This is a genomic window from Nostoc sp. (assembly GCF_036918245.1).
GTDB lineage: Bacteria > Cyanobacteriota > Cyanobacteriia > Cyanobacteriales > Nostocaceae > Nostoc.
This window is the reverse complement of sequence record NZ_JBALEF010000078.1, coordinates 1-15657: the sequence shown is the minus strand read 5'-3', so window position 1 is coordinate 15657 and position 15657 is coordinate 1. Positions and strand designations below refer to the sequence as shown.

Sequence of the window (15657 nt, the reverse complement as noted above, 5' to 3'; positions counted from 1 at the left end):
AGGCACAGCGATGGCGTACCCCCCATGAGGCGGTGGCGATCGCAACAAGGTGGGCAGTTCACCAGGAGCAAAGCCCACTCTCAACGTTAGCAGCGAGCGATCGCAGGTATTGCATCAAGGACAATCACCTGTTCCATCCCAAGACCTTCATTCACTGTTCAATAGCTTTAAAATCTGTAGCGCTTATCCCGCACAGCTTAGAGCTTTTCTTACTGCCATTCACTTCAGAGCCTATTAGGCTAAAGCATTGCGCCGGAATTTGAATTTCTGGTTTTGTAGCTGGGTTACCCGCTTCCAGGAGTAACACGGTTGTGTTACAGTCTTCGGTTAGACGATTGGCAATCACACAACCTGCCGAACCTGCACCGATTACAATGTAGTCATAATTAGTCATAAAGTTCTCTTCCTCTGTTATCTGCAATGGATAAATGGAGTCAAGAATGAACTGATTTAAAGAGCGATTGCTGAATTTAACTGCGTACCAATGGTGTATCCCCCAAATGTTCTGCCAGAAACCAAACTTGCGTCTCATTGGTTCGCAAGACTTGGCTCACTAACAAATCGTTAAATTGGGATTACTTTACAGCAGTGCTTGCTGCTTCAATCACTTTGGCAACCTCTTTTGGATGAGAGATAAAAGGAACATGACTGGAGTTAACTTCGGTTGTCTTAGCACCAATCCGTTTAGCCATAAATCGTTGAAGTTCAGGGTTGATGGCGCGATCGCTTTGAGTCACGAGAAACCAGGAAGGAATCGTTTTCCAGGCGATTTCATTCACTGATTGCTCAAACGCTGCGCTAGCGATCGGCTTTTGGGTTGCTGCCATCACTCGCGCCTCAGCCTTCGATACGTCCTGGGCAAAAAATTCGTGAAACTTACTGCGATCGATATAGAGAAAGTTTGCACCATCAGATACGATCGCTGTGCTAATCGGAGCTGCTGCGTACTTTTTATTCAAATCACTCGTCTTTTCACCGACATCTGGTGCGAAAGCATTAACATAAACCAGAGCTTTCACCTGTGGATTGCCAGCCGCCGCACCCGTGATTACATTTCCACCATAGGAATGTCCGACCAAAACAACGGAACCTTTTTGATCGTCAATTACCCGTTTCGTCGTTGCCACATCATCAGCAAGCGAGGTGAGCGGAATCTGCACAGCGGCCACTCTGTAGCCATCCTGCTCCAACAATGGAATAACGTGTTGCCATGATGTACCATCAGCAAAAGCCCCATGAACGAGAACGATCGCAGGTTTAGAGTTGGATGCTTGAGGTAATTCCCTGGAGGTGGCTGATGTTGGATGCATTGATATCCCAACGATAACACTTAATGCAAATAACCATAGCAACAATTTTTGAACTTTTTTCCATGTAAAAACCATCATTGCGATCGCCTCTGTATTCTTGCTAAATTGCTGAAATCTCTGGTTTTTGTTATCGGTATAGAAGTTATGAAATACTCCCCGCTGAAATACTTGTTAAGATAAGCATCAAAAAGCTTAATCATTTGCAGCAACAATGGCTGCCATTATCTGCTCAACAGTCCAGCGATCAAGATAGCGAATTCCATTAGTAAACAAAGCGGGTGCAGCCTCCACTCCACTTCGCAGTGCACCTTCGATATCTGCATTGATACAATTGACATACGCTCCCTTGGATAAATTCTGTAAAAATTGAGAAATATCAAGTCCTAAACGATTGGCATACTCCACTAGATAACCATTTCCCAACTCCTGTTGATGGATAAACAGCATCTCATGCATTTGCCAAAACTGCCCTTGAGCCGCTGCTGCTTCCGCGGCTTCTGCTGCCCGTTGAGCATATGGATGAATCTGTACCTGAAGAAAATGACGGAAGATAAAACCTAAATTGTTTTCTCCAAACGAAACATTCAATTGCTGTTGAGCGACTTTAATCAATCGATAGACGTTGGCACTTTGAAAACATTCATAATCTCCATACATGACGAATACTACAGCAGCATTCAGTACACCTTGAATATGATCCTGGGTTGAAGGCGGAACAAATAGAGAACGATTATCACGGTCGTAAGTCATTTTTCGGTTTGTATTAAGCAAACTTAAGCCTTACAACCCAACTGCGCCAACTTGCTATGGATTTAATATAGACAATTGACCCTCTCTTGTCGTCCACTCTGGGTTGACATTTTTGTACAATCGAGTGATGGATGAACCTGTCCATCTCGCAGTGGAAGGTTGTCTCCAACTTTAGTTGGAGTCTAAAGCCAATCTAAAGGGAAAATTTTCCCCACTTACAAACTGACAATCCCACGTTTAACAGCAGTAATCACGGCTTGTGTGCGATCAATCACTCCCAGTTTGCTCAAAATCCGATTTATATGCGATTTGACAGTACTTTCACCAATACTCAAAACAGTCCCAATTTCTTGATTACTCATTCCTTGTGCCATCAAACGCAGCACTCCCAATTCTCGTTGACTCAGTTCTGGATTGCTCATTCGCTGCAATAATTTTGCGCCCACTTCTGGCGGAATATATTTTTGACCATTATGAATGGCGCGAATTGCATTCAAAAGCTCGCCAGGTTTAGTATCCTTGAGCAGATAGGCTTGAGCACCCGCCTGCAAGCCGCGATAGATGTCTTCATCACCATCATAGGTCGTGAGTACCGCGATTCGAGCCTGCTTAAATTCAGCACAAATCATCATAATGGCTTCAACACCTCCCACTTGGGGCATTCGTAAATCCATTAGCGTGACATCAGGTTGGTGTTCTCGAAACACGTCGATCGCCTGCTGTCCATTTTCAGCTTGAGCGATCACTGTCATTTCTGGATCGCGGTTAATGATGGTTGCTAGACCCTTTCTGACTATGGCATGGTCGTCAACAATCAGCACCCGAATCGTAGTGGATTGGCTCATTGTAATTCTCACTCTCGATTGATAGTGACAATAATTTCTGTTCCTTGACCTGGTTGGCTTTGAATCGTTAGTTGTGCGCCTAATGCGCTCTGCTCGTTCACTCATTCCTAATAAGCCAAACCCACCGCTCAAAGGAATGCTACCCACTCCAAAGCCCCTGCCATCGTCTTTAACCCGTAATATACACTATGTCTCATTATACACTAACTCAACCCGAATTTTGCTGGCACAAGCGTATTTAATTGCATTGGTTAATGCTTCCTGCCCAATTCGGAGTAAGTTATTCTCCACTTCGGTTGGTAAGGAATAGGCTGTACCCTGAGTTTCACAAATCAGAGCCGTATCGGTCGTCGATCGCATTTGAGCTACAATACGATGCAGGGCACTCTCTAAATTACCTTCTTCTAGTAGCCGCGGACGGAGTGCTGATAGGGATCGCCGTGCCCCTGCCAGCCCAGCGCGTGCTAGTTCCTCAATCATTTCCAGATGTACTTGGGTTGCTTCCGGGTCATCCGCCAGCACTTGTGTTGCTGCTCCAACCTGAAGCAGAATACCTGTGAAGGATTGAGCCAGTGTATCATGAATTTCTCGCGCCATCCGGTTGCGTTCTTCCAGAATGGAAGCAGCTTCAGCGAGTTTGCGATCGCTAATGTCTGTGATCAGACTGTAGAAGCCTCTCACTTGAGCATTGTCATTGAAATCAGGGATCAAGGTCGCGCTGATGCACCGCTTACCAGGCGGAAAAGGGATTTCTGCTTCTAGAGGTACAGTTTGCCCTTTAAACACCTGATTAATGGATGGCTCAACCCGTTGATAAACCGCCTCACCGAGAAGTTGGCGAACAGGGTTGCCCAGAATTTCATTGCGGCTACAGTTAAACCAAACCTCATAGGTACGGTTGATGAATTGATAACACCGATTGGCATCTACATAGCTGATCAGAACTGGTAGAGCGTCGGCAATCAGTCGTAATTCCTGTTCTCGTAAGCGAAGCTCGTCGAAGACATCGCGCAGCTCTGCTTCGCTTTGCTGTAAAGCTGCCGTTCGTTCTGCCACCTGAAGTTCCAGAGTAAGGTTGTATTCGGTTAACAGTTTCTGTGCTCGTCTTTGCTCTGTAATGTCTTGAAAAGCTACGATTGCATAAGCCACGTCACCCTGTTCGTCAAAAACTGGAGCTCCCCATGCCTCAATTGGAATAGTTATGTCGTTTCGGCGAATTTCCATGTCATCAACCGTGGTGCGTTCACCTCTTAATGCACGGACAATTGGCAGTTGGTCACTTGGATATATTTCATTTGTTCTCGCCCGATAAAACTGATAAACCTCTGCATATTGATCTGGTGTTACGGCAGGATCGACACCTTTGCCCACTAGCTGAATTCTCCGTTGATTGGCGTAATAAGGGTGCCCCCTTGCATCCAATACTGCAATGGCTACTGGAACTGCTTCTAGAAATTGAGCCATTCTACTTTCACTCTTCCGTAGGTTTGAGTAGAGCTTGGCATTTTCAATCGCGATCGCTGCCTGAGTAGATAGAAGATTCAGAAGTTGCGATCGCTCATGTGTAAATACCCCAGTTGCTAATTGATTTTCTAGATACAACACACCGACGAGCTTACTTTGGTTTAATAGTGGCAAGCAAGCTTCTGTGGATCGACCATTTCTGGCAGGTGAAATAGATCCTGAATCGGTTTCTGATTAAAACGAGATGTAACGGCATTGAGTTCAAGCGTTATATCTGATTGATTCGGTGTTTCGGGAAACCTGATTCCTAGTTGCTGCAACACTTGCAATGCTGTATGGATTGCATCTAATAGCTGACCCTGTGCAATGGCAGTTTGAATTTTGACTTCGTAAACTTTCACGCTATCGAGAACTGTTTTAGCGTCCTGCAAAACAGCCTCTGCCCAGTGTTCTACATTTTCAAACTCACCACACAAATATGCGACTTCTGTTGTTTCGGTATATAACTCTAAAGCCAGGTCATAGTTGGTTTGCCAGCTAGATGCCAGCCATGCTCTACCCATTGCCAAATAGTTTTGTGCCGTACCATAAGCGATCGATCCCTTTGCTTTCTGCCCTGCTATCAAGTTCAATTTGGCAATTTCATCTCGTTCTGCTTGATTAGTAATCAGTTCAATCCCATGATTGAAATGATCCACAATTTCAAACAGTCGATCTGATAGACAAGCTGCCAACGCTTCTTTAAGCAAATTGCGACCAATTTGAAGATGAACTATTTGTTTATTTGACTCATCAATTAGATCGTAAGCTGCTTGCTGAACGCGATCGTGCGAAAACTTGTAATTCTGAATCATCAGATTCTCATCTAACTCTGAGGTTGCAAGAAGCAACTCTGACTGAATTACGGTTGTGAGTTCTGCAAAAATTTCAACCGCTGGTCGTTCACAGATAACTGAGAGTGTCGCTAAATCAAACTCAGCACCAACACAAGCAGCTAAGGATAAAACATCTTGAGTTTGCTTTGGAAATTGTTTCAGCTTTCCGATGATTAACTCCACTACATTGTCGGTAATATTTTTGGCTTTAATATGAGTAATGTCCCATTGCCAGCGTAGTTGATTAATATCGAAGACGATGAGACCTTCAATGTACAGCGCTTTGAAAAATTCATTGGTGAAGTAGGGATTGCCGTTCGCTTTACGCCATATCAGTTCTGCTAGAGGTGCAATCGACTCAGTATGCGTGTGCAAGGTTTCAGCAATCAGTTGAGCCACCGCCCCTAGTTCTAGCGGAGCTAACATTATCTGACTAATAGTAACAGTTTCCTGTTTTAGCTTCTCTAAGGTTGCAATCAGCAAATGTGCTTGGGTGACTTCGCGATCCCGATAAGCTCCAATTAAAAGCAGGGCTTGTATCCCACGGTCGCTCAAAATTAACTCAATGAGCTTGAGTGTAGCAGAGTCTACCCATTGCAAATCATCCAGAAAGATGACCAGAGGATGCTCAGGAGAACAGCAGACTCGAATGAACTTCTGAAAGACAAGGTTAAACCGGTTTTGTGCCTCAGTTGCTCCAACTTCTGCTACGGGTAGTTGCTTGCCAATAATCCACTCAACTTCTGGAATGACATCAATAATCAGTTGTCCATTACTTCCTAAAGCTGTAAGCAAGCGCGATCGCCATTGTTGCACCTGCTCATCAGGTTCACCCAACAACTGTTGCACCAGTTTTTGTAGTGCATCCACAATTGCGCTATAGGGAATATTGCGCTGAAATTGGTCAAACTTACCTGAGGTGAAATAACCGCGCTTTGCTGTGATGGGTTTGTAGAGTTCCTGTACTAAAGCTGATTTACCAATGCCAGCATAACCAGACACCAACATCATCTCAATATTGCATTCAGCATTTTTCTCATTTCCTATTCCTGCCACTCTCTCAAATGCTGCTAATAATGCTGCAATCTCTGCTTCTCGTCCATACAACTTCTGAGGAATGTGAAACTGATCGGAAAAATCTTGTAGACCCAGTTGGATATTGCCAATTTGCTCTGTTTGTGTAAGTTGGGCTGCACAAAGTTCTAAATCTGCTTTGATGCCCCAGGCGCTTTGATAGCGATCTTCTGCATTTTTCGCCATCAATTTCATCACAATGTCTGAAACATCTTTAGGAATTGCACTGTTAATCGGTGATGAATCATCTACCACACCCCACAACGCCACATCCTCTACTTGGGGAGCCACCCCCGTGGGCGGGTTTCCCGACTTGAGGGGAGTGGCGTGAGACCCCATCGCCCTTGGCGTCTCCCCTTGGGAGAAGACCGGAGTGGCTCCCCCACACCCGTTCGGTTGATGCTCACGGCAGAAGCCCACACCCCTAATTTCACACGGAGGAATCGGCTGTTTAGCAATATGACAATGCACTAGCTCCAAGATATCCGTTGTTGCAAACGGCAGGTGCCCAGTGAGCAATTGATAAAACGTCACACCGAGCGAATAGAAATCGGTGCGGTAATCGAGCAAACGGTTCATTCGTCCGGTCTGCTCTGGCGATAGGTAGGCAAGGGTTCCTTCTAAAACATGAGGGCTTGTGAAGGTTGGATTGGTGCGGTTAAATTGAGTGGCAATCCCAAAGTCGATAATCTTGACCACGCCCGTATTAGGATTGAGAACGATATTGCCAGGATTAATGTCCTTATGAATAATATTCGCGGCATGGATCTCACCTAGAATTTGTGTGAGCTTGACGGCAAGCGGAAGAAAAGTGGATACAGGCATCGGGCAGAAAATCTCTGGGTGCTGCCGCATCCAGTAGTCCAAGGACTCTGCACCAAAATCCTCAAGGAGGATGACCAGCATACGTTGGTAGTCCTCCTGGCTGTACGCCTTGATTACACCCTCTATGTTCAAAGAGCAGGTAATGGCATACTCCTGTCTATAGCGCTTGATTTCTTGAGGTGAGGGATAATCTTGCTTAAGCATTTTGACGACGATTGCCTGACCATTTTGCACTCGGATGCCTCGATACACTAAAGAGGCTGAACTCTCATAGATTTTGCATTGAATGGCAACTCCAGGCAGGGTAATCATCCAACTCTCTCCTGAGGTAGGACATAAGCATACTGCAAATTATATGGTATGTGAGCCGAGATGCGCGAGGTGAAACTTGTGCGTAGAGGCAGTAGCCTATTTGACTGAGGAATCGTTTCCTCCTGGGGTTCCTTCCTCTCAATTACCACAAAAACTAACTTTTTACGGGAAGTACCAAAACCCTTATCAAGGCTGGGATACAATACTTCTCGGTTAAGAATTAAGCGGTATTGAGAATAGAAAAGGTAAGCGGTTGAAATTTAGTTCCCATTGCCCTGTGGATTGGTTTTTTAAATGGAAACTTTGAGCGAGGTTTTTTGACTACTCTGGGGTTATATCTGCTTTGTCTTGGAGGAATCTTTTGCTCCAAAATTTCAATAATTAGCTTGGATAAAAAAAGGGTAGTTGCTCGTTACTGGCATCCTGGAAATCAGAGATAGCCCGTCGAATGACTTTGAGAGTACCAGTAAAACCTAAGCGCAATGGAGATATTCCAGCGTGAGTTGCTGCTTGAACTATTATTGTGCGAACTGCATAATGGGCTAAAAGCCAGCCGTAGTATTTCTTGAACAACTTCACGGGGTTTGAGAGAACGAATTGGAGTTTTACGTCCATTGAGATGAGTTTTAAGTTCATCAATTGTATTTTCTATTTCCCAACACTGATGATATTCGGTAGCTAATAATAAAGCTGGAAACACAGCTTTATCCATCAAACTGGTAATTAGACGATAAGTTTGTTGTCCATGATCAGAGTCGATAGTGTATTCTATGACCCAAACCTGAATCTGTCCTCCACCTTTTTTTTTCGACTTGCGGTCTGGAGCAATCCACGACAGATATGAGCCATCGTCTAAAACTTTTTCTACTGGAAATTTAACATTCTTCGGAATTCGCCCGAGATATTGGCATCCACGATTTTTAGTAGCATCAACCATCCGATAAGAATGTAATCCTCTGTCCCACATTAATAGCAACCAACTCTGCTTCAACTGTTGGGGCGATCAAAGAAAAATCTTTTAGCTGCACTAGTCTTTGCGTAGGCGTAGCCCGTCGTAGACATCGCTATCTCATTACAACAATTGTCACTTTACCCCATTTTTTGCCTTAACCGAGAAGTATTGTATGGCATCTGTCAATTCAAACATCGCATCTTTAGCTCTGCCTAAATATTTATAAGCTAATTGACGAAGTTCTTCTAGTCTGAGACGTTTCATATTGGCAGGTAAGAGTAGGTGGTTCAACTCTGACGTTTCTGCTGACAGGGGGTCTGTATTCAATCAGACACCCTATTTTTTCTTGCACATTACTCATTTAGTCTCAAACTTCTTGATAATTATAATCATGCCAAGGGTGGGAGAGGAACGAGGGAGGCTCGTTCCTCTCCCACTCCCCTGATTCGATTATCATTATTGTAATATTTTCTGTCAGCAGCAATGCTACATAATTGTTAAAGGTCGCGGATGCTTTGAGGCTGACAAGATAATATTTTTAATCTCTAATTCCATTTGATTTGCGTTCTCTCATATCGCTTTTAGTCTAAACTCCAGGTGATCAGCGTTGGGGAGTGATGTTGAAATTTGAGGAGATAAACCCAGACAGATTTGCTCAGTTGGTGACAGATGCTCCACAGTGAACTGAATGGATGGTTTAATTTACCACTCAAGCTATAAAATAGTTGACTATTATTGTGTGGATGGTCAGGACTGCAATATCCAAAGCTTTATACTGAAGCTATCCCTTTTGCTGTTTCTTGAACGATTAAATCGACGACATCTGACAAACGCCCCGTTCGTTTGTAAATTTCGCGTTGTCGTGTTGCACCATTCCCGAACTGCATCGTTGTATGTACAAGAGACGAGACTTCATCCCATTCTCCGTACTCCTCAAGCGATGGACGCACGAAGGTGAGAAAGTTCTCAACCATCTGCCGCGCTGGAACGGCTCTCATCGCGCTAAGGTCGATTAAATCCTCCTCTAATCCATAACGTGCGGCACGCCAGTGAGCAACACGTACAAGTTCGTGGCGGACTGCGGGAAACGGTTTATCACTCATAGCTTCTTGGTAGCAAGTTCGCGCCAAAGCGCGTACAAGCCCTGCCACCATTACTGCTTCGTCTATCGTCTGGCAGACATCAGTCACTCGAAACTCTATTGTTGGAAAGCGCTCAGACAAACGCACATCCCAATAAATCTTTGTCGCTTCTGCTACACTTTTTGTTTCCATTAGAGCTTGTACAAGTACTTCGTAGTCAGTTAAGGACTCGAAAATGAGTGGCACTCCTGATATTGGCCATCGGTTCCAAATTTCAGTCCGATAACTTGCATAGCCTGTATCCGTACCTAGCCAAAAAGGTGAGGATGCTGCTAGTGCTAAAAGTGGAGAAAGCCATATACGGGTACGGTTCATTACGCGGATAGCGGTGGAGCGATCGCTAATTCCCACATGAACATGACAGCCAAAGATCACTAGTTCACGGGTGAGTTGTTGATAATCTCGCATCAAATCTTGATAACGTTCTTTGGGCGTGATCTGCTGTTCATCCCAATGTGAGAACGGGTGCGTCCCAGCAGCAGCAATTTGCTTACCGTCTTTGGCAGCCGCCGCAATCACTTCGTACCGCAAACGAACAAGCTCAGAGCGTACATCTGCAAGTGTTCTACAAATGGGTGTACCAATTTCTATCTGCGATTGCTGGGCTTCTGGCTGAACTTCAGAGCCAAGTGCTTTCTGGGCTTTTGGCAGAATCTGCTCCACACGCGAACTCAGTTCCCGTGTCGTCGGATTGATAATTTGATATTCCTCTTCGACGCCAATAGTAAATTCTTCAGTCTGAGATGACATTACGTAGTGTTTCCTTTGCTCAAGTGGCAGGTGCAGTTGGTCAATTTTGGTGAGAATCAAAGTAGAGGCTGCTCAATTCTAAAAGGGAGATATCAGTATTGGGTTGTAGATTCAGAAAGTAGGGATGAATTGGCAGTCGTCGAGCCTGACGGCGTACTTGTGGTGAAGACACAATCTGCTCGATTGCACTCAGGTAGCTTTGGGCTGTTGTTTCCCAAGTGTAAATCTTCAGTACTCGCTGGTGACCAGCTTGGGCAAAATGTTGCCACTGTTGTTCATCGCACAGCAACTGCTCTAAGCCCCGCGCAATATCGGCAGGGTCTTCTGGATCGACGAGTACGCCATATTCGCTATCTCCCTGTTGCAAGCTCTCACTCGGACCGCCATTCCGAGTTGCTACCACTGGCAACCCAGCAGCAGCCGCTTCTAAAGGAGCCAACCCAAAGGGTTCATAGAGTGCAGTCAGCGCAAATACCGAGCGGCGTTTAGCCATAAAGCGATAGGTTGCAGCTAGTGACTCTTGCGATTGATCTAATAAACTAAAAGCACTGATCTTGCTCCACAAGTCGTTTTCTTCAATCACCTCCCGGATGGGTGCTAATACCTCTTCGCTCATGTCGTCGCTAGCCGAATGGCGTAGCGGATCGTCTAGCCCCGCTGTCAGCAGAACTAAGTTAGCTCGTTCCTGAAGTGTTTGGCTGATTGCAAAAGCTTGCACTAGCCCTAATAGGTTTTTTTTAGCCTCTAATCTACTGGATGCTAAGATAACGGGCAAATCTCGACGGAACTCAGCGATATCCCGTGCTAATCGCTCCTGAATCAGTTGATAGATATCTTCTTCATTTTGGGAACGTCTGTTAGTATCGAAGGTAGAGAAATCTACTCCTGGTGGAATCACCGCAAAGTGGCTGTCATCATTTACGTCCACTGCATCACGATAGACTTGATGAGAGTACTGTTCAAAGCGTTCCTGTTTTGTACTGGTGATATTCATCGCCGAGTAATTCATGCTCAGGCGTTCGGCTAAGATGCGGTATCGGAAATGGAATTGTTCATCTATTTGTGCTAGATTCTTTGGAGTCACCTCCAGCTTGTCCATCTTTTGGGCACCGAGAGAATGAGCAGTAAACGTGAAAGGTATACCTGTCTTCTCCTCAATCAAAACGCCACACAGCCCCCCATCGCCGTAGTGGGCAGTCATCGCATCAGGTAACCCACCCTGCTGTTGATAAAATTTCAGGATGTTGGGTACCCAATCACTAATCAAATGAGACCATAAAAATTCTTTAGCCAAAAATTCTTTTGGACCTGCTGGTAAGCGGATGATGCGGACGTTATCAACGTCTGGATAAGTGTCAAACTCTTCAGAAAACTCTGGCCACTCTGGGTCAATAATTTGGCGGGTGAGAATATCAACTTTGTGACCCTTTTGAGCTATGGCTATGGCGAGTTGCTTGACGTAGATCAGCTGACCCCCAAAATCTGAATGTTCCGTTATATGACTATTACTTAAATCAAAGTTACCTTGAGGGTTGAGAAATCCAATGTGCATCGCCCACTTCCTAATACAGGTTAATTTTTGCGTTTAAACTTCTGCCTGAAGACGGCAGCAAAAAAGCTTGGCGAGCCTCCCCAGCTTCCCAAGACTTAACAGTGCACGCAGTCAGACTGTGCATCAGTGCCATCAAAAAGTAACTTAAACAGCTTGTACAGATCCTTTTGACGCATACCCAACTGATTGGCACATTTTCCTAATTCTTAAGTTAATCACTACTGCTGTTCGCTCACATATACCAAATGACATAAACTGCTTTATCCGAATGGCACTCTTGTTAAGCTGAAAGCCGTGAAAAATAAGGATTATAGGCTGTAAAGCTATTGAACAGTGGTGTAGGATTCAGGCCATGTTAAAGTATTACGCTCGACTAGTTATTGAACGGATAGAACAATCCGTGGAACAGGTGAGAGAATTACTCAGTACACTAACGAGCGATGAGCGTTGGGGCGTGATGCTGGAGTTCGAGGATGCTTAAGAAAGATAAGTTTGCTCAATTGGTGTCAGATGCCCCACAGTGGACTGAACGGATGGGTTGAATTGTTGGGTTGAGAAGCGATCGCATTGTCAGGACTTTCACCTAAGTCGGTCAATTTTCGTTGTCATCAATAGACCAAATTGGGCTGACTACCGTACAACCGAAACAAGGTCTGGTGACTGGCTTTTACATTGTTATGCCGCAGATTGAAATCTGTTGGTTGCAGTCGATACTCGGCAAAAAGCCGCAGCAGTTTGGCTTCGTGTTCGACGGCAAACACCAAGAACAGATCCGGTCGCCGATCCCCAGTCAGAACATTGATCGCCTGATACACTGGCTCAGGGATGAAGAACGGGGGATCAACAATAATCACATCAAATTCCCGGTTAATCGGCTGTGGCGACCGCAAATCATAAGGGAGAAACTCCGCAAATTCGGCAAACTTCGGGTCGATGTCTAGAAGCGTGACCCAGCGCCCTCGTCGATACCATTCGGCTGCAAGCCGAGGCGTACAAAGGCAACAGGGATTCGCATATACATCCAGCGCGCACACGAGCGCAGAAGCAGTTTGTTGTGTAAAGAAAATCTGGCTCAACGTGAAGTCAGGAGGAACGAACCAGTCGATGGGGTCTACTAAGGACTCAAACCACGGCTGACCAGGGCCGATTGCCATCCGCTCCGTCAAAACCCGCTTTAGTTGATCTTTGTCCATACATATACCTCTTGCAACATCTGCATAACGTCTCAAATCGGCGGGCGGCTGCCGAGGTCTTTGATGCAGACAAAAATCTCAAAGTAACTTTGCTGTCAATGAACTAGAGGATGTAGAAACCTTTAGCTAGCTTCGCTTGAGGTAGAGGTAGTTCATACCAAGATAACTGTTCACTCACTGTTAGAGTCGCGTGATCTGCCAGGATGAATGCGGTAATCCTACTTGATGACAAAGTTAGACGGGTCTTGATCTCGTCGATGCTTAGTGGAAATGGGGGCTGGCTGCCCATCACCCGCAAGGGCTGCGGTTTTCTCCAGGGATTCCCTCAATCGCTTGGCTGCGTAAATGGACATGTCTCGCGGTACATTAATGCGATCGCGCAAATATCGCAGAGCGACATCAGATCCCGATGTCGGTACACAGTCTTCACCAGTCATCATGTGTGTTAAAGCACAACGTAGGGCTTGATCAAACAATTTATCATCTTTGGGGTTGACTCGGATAATATTCATGCGGTGCTTGATAGTTCGTTGAAGAGCTTCCATGCGAGAGTTTTCCGGTTCTGGATAAGTAACATCTGGTAGCCCGAACCAGGGACCGTTATCCACCCGCGCTTTATTGAGAAGCATCTGGGTTTCGCCGTTTTCCCAACAGCCCCCCATCTGGGGCGGCAAATCATGTACGTGGGTGTGAAAGTCGCTCTGGGTACCGCAGTAGGTCGGTCGGCTTTCCATTGCTGCAAACCATGCGCTCAAGCGAGGGTTTTCCTCACGCAGGGAGTAGCCTTTGTAGTAGTAAAGGCTCGCATTCATCCGTTCGAGATATGGCGTAAAAATCACATCGACGATGCCGAAGCTATCCAGAAAGTAAGGGCTTGGGGTGCGACCCAGAGCCGATTCAACACTAGCTACCACTCCGATAAATTGTTCTCGGTTGCGTTGTTCTTGTTGAGACGAACCTGCTCTAGAGCATAGCCAAGCGCACCAGGCTCTAAATAAAAGTCGTTCTAATTGACGTAGAGTCAGCACCGTCTGGTCTTCCATCCCTTGGCTCAATGGGGCAAAAACCTTTTCCAAAGCGATCAAAATGTCATCGCTTTCCTTAATAATCCGTCCATCTAGCTCGATTGCGGGGAGCATTCCTGATGGTACCTTACGTTTGTACCAACTTTCTTTCTCCCCGTAGCAGAACATTGTCACTTTTTCGATTCGATAGGGGATCTGTTTTTCCTCTAGCCATAACCAAACTTTTTGACAGTAAGGACACCAGGCGTGGTTATCGCGGTACAGCGTTACCCGCACATCAGATTCCGGCTGACCAAACAAGCGCAACCTGGCTCTAGCGTTGGTAAGACCATTGACGGTATCTATTTGATAATCCGTGAGGGTTTGTAGTTCTTCCCAGCTTAAGGGTGCGGTAGTCATAGGGGAGTTGCGTAGGGCAATACTTAGGACAATTCTATACTTTACAATATTTTCAATTACACCAAGGCAAAATTAAACCGATAGGTTCGCCCCGTCAGAGAAAAGATATTGGACAAATAGCAGCCTGAAAGTTTAGTCTGCAAAGGCATGGACGAATCACAGAGGCGGTTATGAAGCAGTTAAATAATACAAATACAACTTCAGAGTGAGTTGATGATTTAGCAGCGATCATCCATTGGTTGTCACTTTGTTCAGATCCAGTTTCTGCTAAACCTTGAATTATCAACGCCGCATGGCAATCGTCAGGGTTTGAGCTACGGTTAACTAGCAGTATTATTATTGACTTACATGCTGACATCCTGATTCAGGCAGATCACAGACTTTGTGCAGTGAATCATGAGTATGCCAGCATCACCGGACGGGAGCATCCCAGTTTTTATTTAGCGAGCAAAGATTAATCCATTAAGATAGGCGCAACGATGAGCGATGACTTGAGGAACATTTTCAATTTTCCATTGTGCACCAGAGATTTTAGTTCGACGGTCAATTTGCTTAACAGTAGATTCAATTGCCCTAGAACCAATAGAACAAATTTGCTCGGCTTGGTAATATTGGTAATTGACGATGCGATGTCGATGTTTCTCAAGGTAAACACAGAAATTATCGGCTTGCTTGAGCTTGCAGTCAGTAAAGCTGGCGATGCCTTCTCTACGAGACGCTACGCGAACGGCGGGCTACGCCTACGCCTCATCAACTTTTCCTTGAAAGAGTTGCTGTTTGACTTTGTTGATTCTTGGCATCGAACCACCAACCTTATAGAGGTTTTCCATTAGGTGGAACCAGTCAAGAATTTCACGTCGCTCTTGAGAGGGTGTAAACTCGGGGATAATGTTCCATATTCTGTCATGTCCGTCTCGAATAGATGTGAGAGTAGGAGCCAACGGTTGCTTGTTAACCCAATCAACCACAAGACTATTTTCCACCGAATGAGGCCGCGATCGCTTGCAAGTTGTGTAAGCGAACTGCTTTATATCCTTTCCAGTCACATTGCTGACCAATTGGTGTACGGATGCGGATATTTCCTCCGTCAACACTAGACCTCTTGCAAAAGTCCCAGATACGTGAGACAAGTAGGTTAGAGTTGGGTAGCATTTATCACCTATGACCAAGTAAAGAGCCTAAAACCAGA

The 15657-nt window shown here is 45.4% G+C and carries 12 protein-coding genes and 5 pseudogenes; 2 read left to right on the top strand and 15 right to left on the bottom strand.

Annotated features, from left to right (window positions below; translation table 11 throughout):
* Positions 1 to 217 precede the first annotated feature (217 nt).
* The 11 genes and pseudogenes from V7L12_RS21985 to V7L12_RS21940 form a co-directional block, all read right to left on the bottom strand.
* Positions 218 to 394 (bottom strand): annotated as a pseudogene (locus V7L12_RS21985) (lycopene cyclase family protein); the annotation flags it as partial.
* Between the two features lie 181 nt (positions 395 to 575).
* Complete coding sequence (locus V7L12_RS21980) at positions 576 to 1388, bottom strand: alpha/beta fold hydrolase (RefSeq protein WP_335087487.1); 813 nt, start codon at positions 1386 to 1388, stop codon at positions 576 to 578.
* A 114-nt stretch (positions 1389 to 1502) separates the two neighbouring features.
* On the bottom strand, positions 1503 to 2060 hold the full coding sequence (locus V7L12_RS21975; protein WP_335087485.1) for a DsbA family protein: 558 nt from the start codon (positions 2058 to 2060) through the stop codon (positions 1503 to 1505).
* Between the two features lie 215 nt (positions 2061 to 2275).
* Positions 2276 to 2905: a response regulator transcription factor gene (locus V7L12_RS21970; protein WP_335087483.1), complete on the bottom strand. Its 630-nt coding sequence runs from the start codon at positions 2903 to 2905 to the stop codon at positions 2276 to 2278.
* 8 nt (positions 2906 to 2913) lie between these two features.
* Positions 2914 to 4546: pseudogene (locus tag V7L12_RS21965) on the bottom strand (sensor histidine kinase); the annotation flags it as partial.
* A complete protein-coding gene (locus V7L12_RS21960) occupies positions 4531 to 6504 on the bottom strand; it encodes an ATP-binding protein (protein ID WP_442947907.1) in 1974 nt (657 codons plus the stop codon). The gene V7L12_RS21960 and the pseudogene V7L12_RS21965, both read right to left, overlap by 16 nt.
* 243 nt (positions 6505 to 6747) lie before the next feature.
* Positions 6748 to 7455: pseudogene (locus V7L12_RS33310) on the bottom strand (serine/threonine protein kinase); the annotation flags it as partial.
* A gap of 381 nt (positions 7456 to 7836) precedes the next feature.
* A pseudogene (locus V7L12_RS21955) lies at positions 7837 to 8431 on the bottom strand (transposase); the annotation flags it as partial.
* A gap of 108 nt (positions 8432 to 8539) precedes the next feature.
* On the bottom strand, positions 8540 to 8734 hold the full coding sequence (locus V7L12_RS21950; RefSeq protein ID WP_335087478.1) for a hypothetical protein: 195 nt from the start codon (positions 8732 to 8734) through the stop codon (positions 8540 to 8542).
* Between the two features lie 443 nt (positions 8735 to 9177).
* Positions 9178 to 10299: a carboxylate-amine ligase gene (locus V7L12_RS21945; protein ID WP_335087476.1), complete on the bottom strand. Its 1122-nt coding sequence runs from the start codon at positions 10297 to 10299 to the stop codon at positions 9178 to 9180.
* A gap of 40 nt (positions 10300 to 10339) precedes the next feature.
* Positions 10340 to 11851 (bottom strand): glycosyltransferase, encoded by a 1512-nt coding sequence (locus V7L12_RS21940; RefSeq protein ID WP_335087474.1) that lies wholly within the window; start codon positions 11849 to 11851, stop codon positions 10340 to 10342.
* A 352-nt stretch (positions 11852 to 12203) separates the two neighbouring features.
* On the opposite strand from V7L12_RS21940, the gene V7L12_RS21935 reads away from it, so the two are divergent.
* Positions 12204 to 12332 (top strand): hypothetical protein, encoded by a 129-nt coding sequence (locus V7L12_RS21935; RefSeq protein WP_335087472.1) that lies wholly within the window; start codon positions 12204 to 12206, stop codon positions 12330 to 12332.
* 127 nt (positions 12333 to 12459) lie between these two features.
* Here the strand turns inward: V7L12_RS21935 and V7L12_RS21930 are convergent, their stop codons facing one another.
* The 3 genes and pseudogenes from V7L12_RS21930 to V7L12_RS33305 all read right to left on the bottom strand — a co-directional run.
* Positions 12460 to 13044 (bottom strand): hypothetical protein, encoded by a 585-nt coding sequence (locus V7L12_RS21930; protein ID WP_335087471.1) that lies wholly within the window; start codon positions 13042 to 13044, stop codon positions 12460 to 12462.
* 218 nt (positions 13045 to 13262) lie between these two features.
* Entirely contained in the window at positions 13263 to 14468 is a 1206-nt protein-coding gene (locus tag V7L12_RS21925) for a glutathione S-transferase family protein (RefSeq protein ID WP_335087469.1), read from the bottom strand.
* 440 nt (positions 14469 to 14908) lie between these two features.
* A pseudogene (locus V7L12_RS33305) lies at positions 14909 to 15148 on the bottom strand (ISKra4 family transposase); the annotation flags it as partial.
* Between V7L12_RS33305 and V7L12_RS33300 the strand changes: the two are divergent.
* On the top strand, positions 15071 to 15301 hold the full coding sequence (locus V7L12_RS33300) for a hypothetical protein (protein WP_442947906.1): 231 nt from the start codon (positions 15071 to 15073) through the stop codon (positions 15299 to 15301). The pseudogene V7L12_RS33305 and the gene V7L12_RS33300 overlap by 78 nt on opposite strands.
* A 139-nt stretch (positions 15302 to 15440) precedes the next feature.
* Here V7L12_RS33300 and V7L12_RS33295 read toward each other — a convergent pair whose 3' ends face one another.
* Positions 15441 to 15620 carry a hypothetical protein gene (locus V7L12_RS33295; protein ID WP_442947905.1) on the bottom strand — a complete coding sequence of 60 codons (180 nt, stop codon included), beginning with the start codon at positions 15618 to 15620 and terminating at the stop codon, positions 15441 to 15443.
* Positions 15621 to 15657: the final 37 nt, after the last annotated feature.